This window comes from Pseudoalteromonas citrea, assembly GCF_000238375.3.
Lineage (GTDB): Bacteria > Pseudomonadota > Gammaproteobacteria > Enterobacterales > Alteromonadaceae > Pseudoalteromonas > Pseudoalteromonas citrea.
This window is the reverse complement of record NZ_AHBZ03000015.1, coordinates 136,461-152,137: the sequence shown is the minus strand read 5'-3', so window position 1 is coordinate 152,137 and position 15,677 is coordinate 136,461. Positions and strand designations below refer to the sequence as shown.

Genomic DNA, 15,677 nt, shown 5'->3' with positions numbered 1-15,677 from the left:
TACGAAGTTACATTGTCCCGTCAATACAAATAAGAATTAATATCAATTGAGGTTGGTTGATAAGTCATCCGATCTGTTCCTATAATCTTAATATTGATGTTAAGTTGCGCAGTTGTGACGTTAAAGTTGGTGAATATGAAGATCTTTGCTGCGATTTTAGGTAGGGTGTAGGCGATTATTTAGGTGTCGGTACATAGCCGGGTTTACAGATAGGATTGAGAATGACAGGATTTAAGAAAACTTTATTAGCATCGAGTATGATGGTGTTATCTGGACAAACATTTGCAGCAGCATTTCAATTAGCAGAGCAAAGTGTATCAGGTCTTGGGCGTGCATATGCTGGTGAAGCCGCGGTGGCTGATGATGCGTCCGTTGTGGCACGTAACCCGGCATTAATGAGCCAGTTTAAAGGGTCGCAAGTAAGTGTGGCTGCAATGTATGTTAAACCCGATGTGAGCTTATCTGGCACGTCAACGAATAATGGTTTAAGCCCAAGTTTACTTAATAACAGCAGCATCGCACCAAGTGCGGTTGTGCCAGCGGCTTTTTATACCACAGACCTTGGTAATAGCTGGTATGTTGGTGTCGGTTCATACTCTCAATTTGGGCTTGCCACCGAGTTTGCGGCCGACTATGCACCTGGTCAACTTGCTGGTGAAACTGAGATTGTAACTATCAATACTAACCTAAGCGTTGCCTACAAGTTTGATGAGGCTTTAACGGTGGCATTTGGCTTAAATCACGTCTATGCCGATGCTAAAATTTTACGTACGTTTGGTGCGTCGCCAATGGCGATACCAGCATCAACAGAAGCGGTTCACCTAGAAGGTGATGACCATGCATATGGTTGGAACTTGGGTTTAAGTTATCAGCTAGATGATCATAATCGTTTTGGTGTGCATTATAGAAGTGAAACTGATGTGCGTTTTGAAGGCGAGTTTAGTAACCAGTTGCCAGCAGGTGCCCCGTTTTATGGTACGCAAGGAAGAGAGTTGCCTGGTTTTGTAGAACTTACTTTACCAGCGATTGCTGAAGTGTCTGGCTCTCATCAAATTGATAAGCAAACGGCTTTGCATTATAGCGTTGTATGGACAGGGTGGAGTAGTTTTAAAACCTTAGCGGCGCAAGTTGAAGGACGTGGCACGGTGTTTAGTAAAGATGAAAACTTTTCTAACTCACTGCGTTACGCTGTCGGTGGAGATTACCAGTATAGCGAACATTTAAAGTTACGTGCGGGTATTGCGTATGATGAATCGCCAGCCGATCAGCATCATATGTCAATTTCTATTCCTGATACTGATAGAACTTGGTTTTCATTTGGTGGTGAATATCAATTAACCGCTACGAGTAGTGTAGATGTTGGTGTGAGTGTGCTGCGTGGTAAAACACAAAACTTTGTAGAATCAGATAACCTTGGTCAACAGTGGGGTTTTGAATCAAAAGGTCATGCGACAGTATTTGGTGCACAATACAATATGCACTTTTAATTAGCGCTTTGTTAAAAAGAAAAGGGCAGTATTTACTGCCCTTTTTTATTAAATTTAAGAATACAAAACGGTGGTTTTATAAACTCTCAATCTTTGTTTTTTGCTCTAACAGCTTGCTTTTAGCATCAGAAAATTCAGCGAGCTTTTCTTTCTCTTTCGCTAATACCGCTTCAGGTGCATTATTTACAAACTTTTCATTCGCAAGTTTCTTTTCCACTTGCGCGAGGCCTTTTTCGGCTTTTTCAAGTTGTTTTGCAATACGTGCAAGTTCAGCTTCAACATCGATAAGGCCAGCCATAGGGATCAAGATCTCTAGGTTACCAACAAATGCAGTGGCACACGCTGGGGCATCATCTGTGTTTTCAAGCACGGTAAACTCTTCAAGCTTTGCAAGCGCACTCAAGAATGCTTTGTTTTGTTCTAAACGACGCACATCTTCCGCATCTACTTTTGCCAGTAGAACGCTTAATGGTTTGTTTGGACTAATGTCCATTTCACCACGAATATTACGAATGGCCAGAATAAACTGTTTTACCCACTCTAAATCTGACATTGCTTGCGCATCTACTTGGCTTGCATCAAATTCAGGGAAGCTTTGTAGCATGATGGTATTTGCTTCAATACCGGCCAGTGGTGCAACACGTTTCCAGATAGTTTCTGTAATGTATGGCATGAGTGGGTGCATTAAGCGCAGCAAACCTTCTAATACGGTGATCAGTGCATGGCGTGTACCACGTTGCTGTGCTTCATTACCCTTAAATAAAACTGGTTTTGTGAGCTCTAAATACCAATCGCAGAATTGGTTCCATGTAAACTCATAAATGGTGTTAGCAGCAAGGTCAAAACGGTAATTATCAAGATGCTCAGTAAACGTTTGTACTGTATTTTGGAATTGACCCAAAATCCAGCGGTCAGCTAATGAGTATTCTTTTTCACCACCACTAAAGCCACAATCTTGCTCTTCGGTGTTCATTAACACGTAGCGGCTGGCATTCCACAACTTATTACAGAAGTTACGGTACCCTTCTAGACGGTTCATATCCCAATTGATATCACGGCCAGTTGATGCCATTGCCGCAAGGGTAAAGCGTAACGCATCAGTACCGTGCGGCTCGATGCCATCAGCAAAGGTCTTACGGGTTGTTTTCTCAACTTTCGCAGCGACTTTTTCTTGCATTAAGTTACTGGTACGTTTGGTCACAAGGCTTTCTAAGTCAATGCCATCGATCATATCAAGCGGATCGAGTACGTTACCTTTAGACTTTGACATTTTATCGCCATTTTCATCACGAATAAGGCCAGTAACATAAACCGTTTTAAATGGTACTTGTGGTTTGCCATCGTCATCTTTAACAAAGTGCATGGTCATCATGATCATGCGGGCAACCCAGAAGAAAATAATATCAAAGCCAGTGACGAGCGTATCCGATGGGTGGAAGACTTTTAAATCGTCAGTATTTTGTGGCCAACCTTGGGTAGAGAAAGTCCATAAAGCAGATGAGAACCAGGTATCAAGCACGTCTTCGTCTTGAGTCAGTATTACGTCTTCAGCAATATTATTGTCACGGCGAACTTCTGCTTCGTCACGACCAACAAATACATTACCTTCTGCATCGTACCAAGCTGGAATACGGTGGCCCCACCACAGCTGTCGAGAAATACACCAATCTTGTACATCGTTCATCCAAGAGAAGTACATATTCTCGTATTGCTTAGGTACAAATTGAATGTCACCATTTTTTACCGCATCTTTTGCAGGTTCGGCAAGCGGTGCAACACGTACATACCATTGATCAGTAAGCAGTGGCTCAATCACAACCCCTGAACGATCGCCGTAAGGAACGGTTAGACTGTGATCGTCAATTTTTTCTAGTAAGCCTGCTTCTTCAAATTCAGCGATGATCTGCTTACGGGCATCAAAGCGGTCAAGCCCATGGAAGCGTTCAGGAATTGGCGCATCTAGCTCAAGTTCTTTGCCATCAAATGTATAGCCTTCACCCGCGGTTAGTACGGCTGCATCTTTATTAAAGACGTTGATCATAGGTAGCTGATGACGCTTACCCACTTCATTATCATTGAAGTCATGCGCTGGTGTGATTTTCACACAGCCAGTGCCTTTTTCCATATCAGCATGTTCATCAGCCACAATAGTAATACGGCGATTCACAATTGGCAGCAAAATGTCTTTGCCGACTAAGTTTTGGTAACGTTCATCATCAGGGTTAACCGCAACACCTGTATCACCAAGCATGGTTTCAGGGCGCGTGGTAGCGACAACAATGTAGTCTTTACCATCGTGGGTTTTAACACCATCAGCCAGCGGGTAACGTAAGTTCCACATGTGGCCTTGCTTGTCTTTGTTTTCAACTTCTAAATCAGAAATGGCAGTATGTAGTTTTGGATCCCAGTTTACTAGGCGCTTACCACGATAGATCAAATCTTCTTTGTGCAAGCGAACAAAGACTTCTTTTACCGCTTCAGATAAGCCATCGTCCATGGTAAAACGTTCACGCTCCCAATCAACTGATGCGCCAAGGCGACGAAGTTGCTTGGTGATGGTGCCACCTGATTGCTCTTTCCATTCCCATATTTTGTTAATGAACTCATCGCGGCCTAAATCATGGCGCGTTTTACCTTCTTCGGCTGCGAGTTTACGTTCAACAACCATTTGTGTCGCGATACCAGCATGGTCTGTACCGACTTGCCATAAAGTATTGTTGCCTTGCATACGCTTGTAACGCGTTAGGGTATCCATGATAGTGTCTTGGAATGCATGGCCCATATGTAGGCTACCCGTGACATTTGGTGGTGGGATCATAATTGAATATGCGTCACCTTTGCCTGATGGCTTAAAGTAGCCATTCTCTTCCCAGTCTTGGTATAAAGACTGTTCTATATCTTGTGGATTATAGGTTTTATCCATTTCACAGAACCTTAATAAAATACTTTAATTTTCAATTTCTTTGGTAGAAATATTGGCACCAAACTGACGCAAACGTTTAAATCGCTCGCGAGCGGCTTGCTTGGCATTTTGTTCAGCGGGTACAAAATCGTACACCATACTGAAGCGTCGAATAAAATCAGGTAGATGAGTCGCTAAATTGATCAGTACCGTCCGTTTTCCTACTGGCGGTGTTTGACCTATTTCGACCGGAGCGCCGCCTTTTGGACCTTCACCTTGTAAATTGTGCGGTACAAAACTATCGGGCTCAAAACACCATAAATGTTCATCAATAACATGTGCATCATCAATCGAGTCTACATAAATAAATATGCGCTGCCCGGCACGATACTGTTTGGCTGCCGTTCGAGCGGCTAGATCAAAATGAGCCGGGCATATTGCTCCCAGCTCATTGTCATGCTTTAACACATAAAACTGTGCATTGATGGTCATGGCGTTGGCTTAATCTTAGGCAGTAAGTCATGTTTTATAGCATCATTTACTGCGTTCAAAATAAAGCCGCATTTTGACACAGAAAGCCCGCGCCATCAATCTAGCACAGTGCTTAATCCTGTTGTGCGTCGCTCACTTCAATACGGTTTAGCAAGTATTGAGTCAACATCGGTACAGGGCGGCCTGTAGCGCCTTTGTTCTTGCCACTTTTCCATGCTGTTCCAGCAATATCTAGATGTGCCCAATTGTACTTTTTAGTAAACTTAGATAAGAAACATGCAGCCGTGATGGTGCCAGCGGCACGGCCCCCTAAATTGGTGAAATCGGCAAATGGGCTGTCAAGTTGGTCTTGATAGTCATCCCATAATGGTAATTGCCATGCCCTGTCGCCACTTTGTTCACCCGCTTTAAGTAAGTCGTGGGCGAGTGGGTTATGGCTTGATAATAAACCTGTTGCATGCGCACCGAGCGCAACAATACAGGCACCTGTTAAGGTGGCAACGTCAATGACGATTTCAGGTTCAAACTTTTCAACGTAAGTCAGTGCATCACACAGTACCAAGCGTCCTTCGGCATCGGTATTGAGTACTTCGACGGTTTGTCCTGACATGGTGGTCAGTATGTCACCCGGGCGATAAGCGTTTGAGCTAGGCATATTTTCACACCCAGCGAGAATACCTATAACGTTTATTGGTAACTGCATTTCTACCAATGAGCGCATCAACCCAATAACGCCTGCTGCACCTCCCATATCGTATTTCATTTCATCCATGGCTTCGCCGGGCTTGAGTGAAATACCACCCGAATCAAAGGTGAGGCCTTTACCGACAAAGATAATCGGTGCTTGGTCTTCATTACCGCCTTGGTAATTGATGACTGACATTACAGACTCATTTACGCTACCACGACCTACTGCTAGATATGAATGCATACCCAGCTCTTCCATTTCTTTCTCGCCAATGAGATCCACAGAGACGTTATTAAACTCTTCAAGCGCTTTGGCTTGCTCGCCCAAATAGCGTGGATTACAAATATTAGGTGGCATATTCGCAACGTCTTTACATAGCTTAGCACCGGAGGCAATGGCTAAGCCGTGCTCAATCGCTGTTTCACCTATGGTCAGTTCGCGCCTTGTAGGCACATTAAAAACAATTTTGCGTAGTGGGCGACGAAGATCTGTTTTTTTGCTTTTTAATTGATTGAATGTGTATAAGCAGTCTTGTGTTGTTTCTACTGCTTGGCGCACTTTCCAATAAGTATCACGCCCTTTTACGTGTTGCTCAGTTAAGAAGCAGACCGCTTCCATTGAACCTGTGTCATTTAGGGTGTTAATGGTTTTAGAAATAATTTGTTTATATTGCTTGTCATCGAGTTCGCGCTCTTTACCACAACCAACTAACAATACTCGTTCACTCAGTACATTAGGTACATGGTGTAACAATAAAACTTGTCCAGGCTTACCTTCTAAGTCGCCACGACGTAGTAAATTTGAGATGTAGCCATCACTGATTTTATCCAGCTGCTCACCGATTGGAGATAAGCGGCGCGGTTCATATACGCCAACTACGATGCACGCACTGCGTTGCTTTTCGGGGCTACCACTTTTAACGCTGAATTCCATTACGACTCCTGAGTCTATGTTATGTCTTTTTGAACTTTATATGCCTTCTGCAATCAATACCATAAATGCAGGATTATCTATTGTGTGTCAGTATAATAATTAGATTTGATGACATATAATAAAGTGACTAAAATAACCAGTTTACTCAAAATTTCCTACTATTCCAGTGAAACGAGACGTTTATAGGGGCAAGCATTGCTAATATTTCGTTATTTAACTGCTGAGGTGCTGAAATCGCAAGTTGCGGTGTTCCTCACATTAATGACCATTTTTGTATCTCAAAAGTTTGTGAGAATTTTAGGTGATGCGTCCGAAGGGGGTTTACCGTCACAAATGGTCGCGGCTTTTTTATTATTAAAACTGCCTCAATTAGCAGTCTATATTTTGCCTTTGAGCTTGTTTCTGGGGATTATCTTAGCTTATAGCCGTGTTTACGCAGACAGTGAAATGACGGTGTTACGTGCGTGTGGTGTGAGTGAATGGTACGTCGTGCGAGTCACGCTTGTTTCTAGTGTATTGTTCGCATTAATTGCAGGTACAGTTAGCTTGTATGTGGCGCCGTGGGCCAGTGAAAAAGAATATCAGCTCAAAGAGCAAGCCGATGCTGAGTCAGGTTTATCAGCGTTACGTGCTGGACGTTTTCAACAAACAGGTAATGAGAAGGCCGTTGTCTTTGTGCATAATATTGTTGATCAAGGACGTGAATTAGATAAGGTGTTTGTGGCACAAATGCCAGATAAAGAGTCGAATCAAGGAGCGCGAATTGTTTACGCACAAAAAGGCCAAGTGATAGAGCTTGAGTCTGGTGAGCAGCAATTGTTACTCGACCAAGGAAAGCGTTACGAAACCGATGGATTAAGCCAAGCTCTAAATAAAACCGAATTTGCGAGTTATCAAGTACAAATACGCGAACAAGAAATTGAGCATCAGCGACGAAAATTAGAAGCGATCCCTTCATTGACCTTACTCGAAATGGACACTCCGCAAGCGCAAGCTCAGTTTCAATTGCGTTTATCGGTGCCAATTTCAATTATTTTATTGACCCTTATGGCAGTGCCGTTGAGTGTCGTTAATCCCAGGCAGGGAAAATTTGCAAAATTAGTGCCTGCTATTTGCCTATATCTAGGATATTTTATTTTGCTGAATGCGGGTAAGTTCTTAGTGGCTGAGGGCAAAATCCCAGCGACAGTGGGATTATGGTGGATACACTTAAGCGCGCTGTTTATTGGCACTTACTTAATTGTGAAAGGGCGGCCCATGGGGGTGTGGATCAGGTCGCTGTTTGCTAACAAGGAGCAGCCAGCATGATGAAAACATTAGACTGGTACCTCGGGCGCAGTATTCTACAAACAACCGGTTTTGCGTTATTGGTTTTTGTTGGGATCAACACCTTAATCAAATATATAGAGCAGCTTAAGTCGGTAGGTCGTGGCAGCTATGATATGACTAGCGCGCTACTATATACATTTTATAGTATGCCTTCAGATATCGTGGTGTTTTTCCCGATGGCGGCGCTTATCGGTGGTTTAACGGGGCTTGGCGCCTTGGCCTCAAGCAGTGAATTAGTGGTGATGCAAGCGGCTGGTATGTCTCGATTACAAATCATCGCCTCGGTGATGAAAACGGCGATTGTGCTTGCTGTATTTATGATGGCATTGGGTGAGTGGGGAGTTCCAGAATCCGAGAAGCAAGCTAAGCAACTTAGAAATAACGCCATTTATGGTGGTGAAGTCTTTAATGCGCAAAAAGGCGTGTGGGCCAAAGATGGTAATAACTTTATCAATATTGAGAATATTGAAGCGTCAGGGGATTTAAAAAATGTCAGTATTTATCATTTTAATACTTCTCTAGAGTTAGAAAAAATTACACGTGTAGCACAAGCGCAGAGTGTTCCCCAAGGTTGGCAATTTAGCGGTATCGAAGAAGTAAATATGGGTGAGTCTAACATACTTACAGAGTATAAAGAGTCTATGCTTTATACATCACAGCTTACTTCTGAGAAGCTTGATGTAGTATCAGTTGAGCCTGAATCTTTGTCCTTTAGTGGGCTTTGGTCATACTTGTCTTATTTAGAGCAAAATGAGCAAGATACAAGTACCTATGATTTGGCATTATGGCGTAAAGTGATGCAGCCATTTACCATTGCCGTTATGCTGCTGGTGGCATTGTCTTTTATTTTTGGCCCTCTACGTTCCGTGAGTATGGGCGCAAGGATCATTATGGGTGTGGTGACAGGGCTGGTATTCCACCTAAGTAATGAGATATTTGGCCCGATTGTGATGGTATACAACGTACCTGCTTTTGTAGGGGCGGCGATGCCAAGTGTTATTTTTATTGTTATTGCGAGTTATTTGCTACAGAGAAAGCAATAAGCACCGCATGGTTAAAAAGGCGCTTTGCGCCCTTTTAACCATCAAAAAAACAAGCTTAATCTAAACTGTTGTACACCTTTTTATTTTCTTCTTTTGTGAGAAACACGACTTCGGTCCCACAGATCAGGTCCTGTAACGCACGTTTTTGCTTAAAATCGACTAATACAAGTAGGTTACCGAGCCCCAGTAGGGCAGTTAGGCTACGTAGCATCGCTTTTGGCCAGCTAAGTAAAGCACCATCAGGTGTTTGAACTTTTAACCGCCATGCCCGCATCCCAATGGTTTGACCGCTTTTGGTCCAGAAGTAACTAAAAAACAGCACGCTGACTAATACCAATAACACTGCTCGCAAACCATATAGCATTGGTGAGTCTTGAATTAAGGCTGATACGTCTTCATGTCCGGCAAGTGATAGTACGCCGAAGGAAATTAGGCTTTGTATAAGAACTAAATACACAATGGTGGTTAACATAGCAAACGCGATAACAACAAGGCCATCATACATTAACGATGCTAAGCGACGTAGTAGGCCCGCTTTTGGAAAGTCTGACATAACAATACTCACAATGTGGCAGAGGAAATAAAATTTTGGCTATTCTACACAAAGCTTTTACGAATGGCGAAATCTATTAGCTATATAACTTTTTAGTGAGTTGAATAGAGAACATAGTGTGTAATTCATCATTCTTGAACAAATGTTAAGCAGTTGATGCAAATAAGCAAAAAACAGCTTGCCGGGCAGAGTTATATTTGTATAATGCATTGCATAGAGACGAGGGCATACAAACAAAGCCTTAGCTCAAAGTGGTTTTTCTTTATTTTCTCTTGTTTTAGAAGATGAAAGAAAAATTATGCCAGTGTGATGGAATTGGTAGACATGACGGATTCAAAATCCGTTGCCTTCGGGCGTGGCGGTTCAAGTCCGCCCACTGGTACCACTTTTTATAGCCCGCTGATTTATCAGCGGGTTTTTTCTTGTCTGAATTTTGAATACCCTTCTTTTTATTTTTTAGAAATACTTCTCGCATAATGTATTGCCCGATGTTTCTTTGTACCTACCCTGACCTTTAATTTCATTACTCCCTCTTGCGCTATACCGTTTTGTATACGGCAGAGTTATATTTTTGTAGTTATAAAGACAGTTGTTATAACTGGTACTCGTACTTATCTGAACTAAACTCAAAGAAATAGTGATCAGAGGATGAGTTGTGTGCAATTAAGACATTCAGTATTACTGTTTAAAAGTGCGGCATTGATAAGCACTGCGGTCGTGTGCGCTGTAAGCTGGTTTTTGTATTGTGAAATAACGAATGGCATAAAATTAGAGCGTAGGTTTAGTGAACTGGAAAACTCAGTCAGCCGGCTTATTTCGCAAAAAGAACGGTTTATTGTTGAGCGTGACAAACATATCGCACAGGGGATGGAGCCACTTTATCTTAATTTTCAAGATAATTTTAATCAACTTCTGGTATTGATCATCGATGAACCAGAGCAAGTCACACAGCTGGCAAATGTAGATGAAAAAGTGAAGGAGTTCAAACAGGTCTTTGCCCAATTTGAACAGGCTCAGGCTCAGCTAGGCTATAATGAAAATGAGGGAGTGTATGGTGAGTTTCGCTATCATGCACATCAACTTCAGTCAGTGGCAAGTAAAGAAGCTTTAAATGAATTAGAAATACTTGTGCTGGAATTAAGGCGTGCAGAGAAAGACTACCTGTTGAGATTAAAGCCTCATTACTTAACGTTACATCAGCAGTACTTTGAAAAAACAACATATTTGGTTAAAACGGCATTGCCAGAACAGGCTGCAATTTATTTACAATACTTAGCCAAGTATCAGCATGGCTTTTTGGAATATGTTGCGCTAATACAGCAGCAAGGCCTGACACATAATCAGGGGCTCAGAGCTGCACTTAACCAAAGTATTGAAGCCATAAAAACACATCGAAAAATACTCAATGAAGGGATTTTAAATGCAAGGCATAACAATAAGTTGTCGCTGATATTCTATGACCTATCGGCAATTGTACTAATTAGTGTTCTTTGTTTAGTCTTGTTAAATTACCTTAATAATCGCGTATCTAATCATATATTAAAGATCAATAAAGTCTTACAGCAAGTCACTGATGGTGAAGATTTCTCGATTAGAACTAACTTACACGGGGATGACGAAATTGCACAAATTGGCCATCACTTGGATAGTTTGTTTCTCTATATCGAGACCTTGCTTGCTAGGTTGAGTACCGCGCAAGCTCGACTTATTGAAGAGGCAAAAATAGCCAGTCTAGGTAATATGGTGAGTGGCTTTGCCCATGAGTTAAATACTCCATTGGGCGTGGCTATTACTAGCCAATCTCATTTGAAAGAACAAGTGCAAGTTATCAAATCAGATTTAGAGTCAGGTATTTTACAAAAGAAAGCGTTAACCAAGCTTATTTGTGAAGCTGAGTCAGCGTTGTTTTTACTAGAGAATAACTTACTACGAACAGCTTCATTGATAGACGACTTTAAAAAGGTTGCCGTTCATCAACAGTATGATGATATGAATGACTTTAATTTAAAAACATTGGTTATGGGGGTATTTGATTGTTATCAATCAGAGCTTGTTCCTGAGCAGTACAGTGTTGAGTGCGAGATCCCTGAAGATTTAATCCTAACAAGTTATCCTGCGGCGTTTAGCCAGATTTTGAGTTATTGCATCAATAACTCCGTTAAACATGGGAAAATCGCAAGTAAGCCACTTAATATCGTTGTATCAGCGATGGTCGTTAATGATTTTGTACATTTTTACTTTAAAGATGATGGCAATGGCATAGATAAAGAACTGATTCCGGTTATCTTTGAGCCCTTTATTACCACAAAACGAAATGATGGCGGCACGGGGCTAGGCTTAAGCATCGTATATAACTTAGTTACGCAAAAGCTTAAAGGGGAGGTAAAAATGCAAAGTCCTGCGCATGGTGGCGCATGTTTACATATTATTCTTGAAAATACAGCGTACACCTATGATGCAGATGATGCAGATGATGCAGATGATGCATCTGTTTAATAAAAACGTAGTCGGTTATCACTTTGTGTGAGTGTACTGACTAAGAGGTGGGTGCAGTCAGGTCAATATCATAAATAAAAAAGGCTACATATAAGTAGCCTTTTCTAAATTAAGTAAAATTATGCTTTTTTACTTGCAACCCACTCATCGACGAATTTTTCTAGTACGTTTAATGGCAGTGGGCCATTTTTTAGTACTACGTCATGGAATTGGCGTATATCAAACTTATCACCAAGCTCTTTTTTAGCCGCTTCACGCAGTTCAAGTATTTTTAACATACCAATTTTGTATGCGGTCGCCTGAGATGGCATTACAACATGGCGTTCTACCATTTTGATACCGTCAGATTTTGCATTTGGTGTGTTATTTACATAATAATCAATACCTTCTTGACGTGTCCATTTCATCGCGTGAATGCCAGTGTCTACTACTAAGCGACATGCGCGCCATAACTCCATTGCTAAGCGACCAAAGTCAGAATATGGGTCTTCATATAGGCCCATCTCTTTCGGAACGAACTCTGAGTAAAGTCCCCAACCTTCAGTGTAAGCGGTATAACGGCCAAACTTACGGAATTTAGGTACGCCTTCAAGTTCTTGTGCTATGGCTATTTGCATGTGGTGACCAGGAATGCCTTCATGGTACGCCAGCGCTTCCATTTGATAAGTTGGCATTGCTTCCATGTCATACAGGTTTGCATAGTAAATACCCGGGCGAGAGCCATCAGGCGCAGGTTGTTGATAGAAGGCTTTGCCTGCAGCTTTTTCGCGAAATGCTTCAACACGTTTTACAATCATGTCTGCTTTTGGTTTGATAATAAACAGCTCATCAAGGCGAACTTTCATATTATCAATCATTGCAGTCGCATCATTGAGGTATTTTTCTTTACCTTCTTCCGTGTTCGGTAAGTAAAACTGTTTATCTGTTTTCATGAACTCCATGAATGCAGCTAAATCGCCTTTGAAACCCACTTTTTCTTTAATTTCACGCATTTCATCATGAATACGTGCAACTTCAGATAGACCAATTTGGTGGATTTCTTTCGCAGTTAAATCTGTGGTTGTTGTGCGAGCAAGGGCATTATTAAAGAACTGCTCACCGTCAGGGAATTTCCATGCGCCATCTCGAGAGTCAGCTTTTTTCTCGAGTTTTGCTAAATAGTTAATTAGCTTGCTATACGCTGGTTTCACTGCGACTTTTAGTGCGTCAGTCGCTTCGCTGATTAAGGCTGATTTCTCATCTTGTGAGATGTCTAACTTATCAACTTTACGTTTAAAGTCTGCAAGTAATGTTGAATCTTTACCGCTTTCAAATGGTGCGCCGACGATGATATTTTTGCTTGAATCAATTACATGTGGAAACACAAACTTAGGTGCAATAATTCCTTTATCAGCACGGACTTCTAAGTTAGTGATCAGTTGATCAAAAACTTTTGGTACGCCATTTAAACGTGAGATATAGTCTTTGGCTTCTTTTACATTACTGATCTGATGCTGGTTGATTAAGAATGCTGGCACCATTGAGTGTATGCCAAACATTTGGTTTACAGGGTAATTGTGATGACGCCATTTATAATCAGCAATGTTGTCTTCTAGATTTTGCTTCATCAAGTCATAACTTACCTGAGTCGCCTCATCTAGCTTGTTTCGGTCAATGCTGTTAAGTGTTACTAGGTTCTTTTTAGTGATAGCCAGCTCTTTCAGAGTCGTTTCTTCACTATCATCGTCCCACTTATCATAATCTTGCTTAATACCCATATATGTTTGATATATTGGGCTACGCATTACACTGCTGGTGAATACCTCTTCAAAAAATGCATTGGCTTTGGTGATTTCACTTTGTTCCACTTGAACTTGTGGCGCAGGAGCTGGCTTGTCTGCGGTTTGCTGACAACCACCTAATAGAGCAACACTGATTGCTGCAGCTACAAAGGTCAATTTACGCATCATAATACCCTTATTATTAATATGCCGTTTGGCGGTAATTTTTAATTATTTATTTTTAGTTGGCAAAAGAGCCAGCTTAAACGAACAATTCTAGCAGGTCATTTAAGTATCTGTGGCCCTTATTTGTAACCAACCATGAATGAGGCTCATCACAGAGCAAACCCTGTGTAACAGCGAGGTTGATCGCCGGTTGTACAGCGTTAAGTTTTAGTCCGGTATAATTTTCAAATGCTTTTTTGTCACATGGCACTTGCAAGCGAAAGCAATTCATAAAAAACTCAAAAGCTCGGTCTGGCTCATCAACTTGCCAACTTTTATATAAGTATGGCTTGGTTAAGTCCATGTAACCGCGAGGATGTTTCACCTTTTCAGTACGCAAAATACTTTGCTGTTCAGGTTGCGTAATTTTGCCATGAGCACCACAGCCAATGCCAAGATAATCGCCGAATTGCCAATAATTAAGGTTGTGACGACACTGAAATTCGGGTTTAGCATAACCTGAAATTTCATATTGTTGATAACCTGCAGCGGCTAGTAATGCTTGACCTTGTTCTTGGATATCCCAAAGAGTTTCGTCTTCCGGTAATTTAGGGGGCTTTGAAGCAAATTGCGTATTAGGCTCAATAGTTAGCTGATACCAAGAAATATGTGGTGGATTCAATGCTATAACACGCTGTAAATCACTCAATGCATCATCAATACTTTGCCCTGGTAGTCCATGCATCAAATCCATATTGAATGAATTAAGACCTGCAGACTGTGCTTCATGGGCGGCATTGACTGCTTCTTGTTCTCCATGTATTCGCCCTAAAGCTTTGAGTTTGTCTTCTTGCAAACTCTGTACACCAATTGAAATGCGGTTAATGCCCGCTTCGGCATAGCGCTTAAAACGGTCAGTTTCGACAGTACCAGGATTGGCTTCTAAGGTAATTTCAATCCCTTGTTCAAAACCAATTAAGAGTTCTACTTCTGAAAGCAATCGCACGTATGCGTCTGCTGATAAAAGGCTAGGTGTTCCGCCGCCAATGAAGATGCTATGAATTTTTCGACCTTGTACATAAGGTAGGTCTGATTTTAAATCATCAATCAGATGTTGAACATATTCTTGCTCTGGAATGTCGCCTTTTTTACCATGACTATTAAAGTCACAATATGGGCACTTTTGCACACACCAAGGTACGTGCACATATAAACTTAATGGAGGTAGCTTCACGCAATCGCCTTAAACTGCGCAAGTAACATTTTTAATGCTTGGCCGCGGTGGCTTAGAGCATTTTTCTGATCCTTAGTTAATTGCGCTGACGTGCATCCTTCACTGGGTACATAAAATACAGGGTCGTAGCCGAACCCTTCTCTGCCTTGCTGGGTTTGAGTGATTTCGCCTTCCCAGCTTGCCTGACAAATGATTGGGGTAGGGTCATGCTCATGGCGTATATACACCAACACACACCAAAATCGTGCGATACGTTCAGCGTTACCTGCTAACTCGTGCAACAGTTTATCGATATTGTCCTGGTCAGTTACGTTGGTGCCAGCATAGCGAGCTGAGTATACGCCTGGTGCGCCATTTAAAGCGTCGACTTCAATGCCAGAGTCATCGGCAATGGCAGGTAGTCCAGTTTCTTTGGCTGCATGACGGGCTTTAATAATGGCATTTTCGACAAAAGTAGTGCCGGTTTCTGCGACTTCACTTACGTTAAATTGACTTTGCGGTACGATGTCAATATTGAGTTCGCTGAGCATGACTGCGAGTTCTTTCACTTTACCTTGATTGCCCGTAGCAAGGACTATTCTTTGACTCATGGTTG

Annotated in this window: 11 protein-coding genes and 1 tRNA gene; 5 read left to right on the top strand and 7 right to left on the bottom strand. The window is 41.9% G+C overall.

Annotated elements, in window-relative coordinates; translation table 11 throughout:
- Window positions 1–221: 221 nt before the first annotated feature.
- On the top strand, window positions 222–1,487 hold the full coding sequence (locus PCIT_RS08095; RefSeq protein WP_010362476.1) for an outer membrane protein transport protein: 1,266 nt from the start codon (window positions 222–224) through the stop codon (window positions 1,485–1,487).
- Between the two features lie 76 nt (window positions 1,488–1,563).
- Here PCIT_RS08095 and PCIT_RS08090 read toward each other — a convergent pair whose 3' ends face one another.
- From PCIT_RS08090 to pepA, 3 genes are all read right to left on the bottom strand, one after another.
- Window positions 1,564–4,410: a valine--tRNA ligase gene (locus PCIT_RS08090; RefSeq protein ID WP_010362477.1), complete on the bottom strand. Its 2,847-nt coding sequence runs from the start codon at window positions 4,408–4,410 to the stop codon at window positions 1,564–1,566.
- 24 nt (window positions 4,411–4,434) lie between these two features.
- Window positions 4,435–4,881 carry a DNA polymerase III subunit chi gene (locus PCIT_RS08085; RefSeq protein ID WP_010362478.1) on the bottom strand — a complete coding sequence of 149 codons (447 nt, stop codon included), beginning with the start codon at window positions 4,879–4,881 and terminating at the stop codon, window positions 4,435–4,437.
- Window positions 4,882–4,993: 112 nt separating this feature from the next.
- Window positions 4,994–6,502, bottom strand: coding sequence for a leucyl aminopeptidase (gene pepA / locus PCIT_RS08080; RefSeq protein WP_010362479.1), 1,509 nt, complete (start codon window positions 6,500–6,502; stop codon window positions 4,994–4,996).
- A gap of 195 nt (window positions 6,503–6,697) precedes the next feature.
- Here pepA and lptF point away from each other — a divergent pair, with 195 nt between their 5' ends.
- Both lptF and lptG read left to right on the top strand, forming a co-directional pair.
- A complete protein-coding gene (gene lptF, locus PCIT_RS08075; RefSeq protein ID WP_010362480.1) occupies window positions 6,698–7,810 on the top strand; it encodes an LPS export ABC transporter permease LptF in 1,113 nt (370 codons plus the stop codon).
- Window positions 7,807–8,874 carry an LPS export ABC transporter permease LptG gene (gene lptG, locus PCIT_RS08070; protein ID WP_010362481.1) on the top strand — a complete coding sequence of 356 codons (1,068 nt, stop codon included), beginning with the start codon at window positions 7,807–7,809 and terminating at the stop codon, window positions 8,872–8,874. The genes lptF and lptG overlap by 4 nt, the downstream gene beginning before the upstream one ends.
- A 55-nt stretch (window positions 8,875–8,929) precedes the next feature.
- Here lptG and PCIT_RS08065 read toward each other — a convergent pair whose 3' ends face one another.
- The gene (locus PCIT_RS08065) at window positions 8,930–9,427 is read right to left on the bottom strand and encodes an RDD family protein (RefSeq protein WP_010362482.1); all 498 of its coding nucleotides are present in this window, start codon (window positions 9,425–9,427) and stop codon (window positions 8,930–8,932) included.
- A gap of 300 nt (window positions 9,428–9,727) precedes the next feature.
- Here PCIT_RS08065 and PCIT_RS08060 point away from each other — a divergent pair.
- A tRNA-Leu gene (locus PCIT_RS08060) sits at window positions 9,728–9,812 on the top strand.
- Window positions 9,813–10,084: 272 nt separating this feature from the next.
- Entirely contained in the window at window positions 10,085–11,923 is a 1,839-nt protein-coding gene (locus PCIT_RS08055) for a sensor histidine kinase (protein WP_010362483.1), read from the top strand.
- Window positions 11,924–12,042: 119 nt separating this feature from the next.
- Here the strand turns inward: PCIT_RS08055 and PCIT_RS08050 are convergent, their stop codons facing one another.
- From PCIT_RS08050 to PCIT_RS08040, 3 genes are all read right to left on the bottom strand, one after another.
- Window positions 12,043–13,869, bottom strand: coding sequence for a DUF885 domain-containing protein (locus tag PCIT_RS08050; RefSeq protein WP_010362484.1), 1,827 nt, complete (start codon window positions 13,867–13,869; stop codon window positions 12,043–12,045).
- Window positions 13,870–13,945: 76 nt separating this feature from the next.
- On the bottom strand, window positions 13,946–15,082 hold the full coding sequence (hemW, locus tag PCIT_RS08045) for a radical SAM family heme chaperone HemW (RefSeq protein WP_010362485.1): 1,137 nt from the start codon (window positions 15,080–15,082) through the stop codon (window positions 13,946–13,948).
- Window positions 15,079–15,672 (bottom strand): XTP/dITP diphosphatase, encoded by a 594-nt coding sequence (locus tag PCIT_RS08040; RefSeq protein WP_010362486.1) that lies wholly within the window; start codon window positions 15,670–15,672, stop codon window positions 15,079–15,081. The genes hemW and PCIT_RS08040 overlap by 4 nt, the downstream gene beginning before the upstream one ends.
- Window positions 15,673–15,677: the final 5 nt, after the last annotated feature.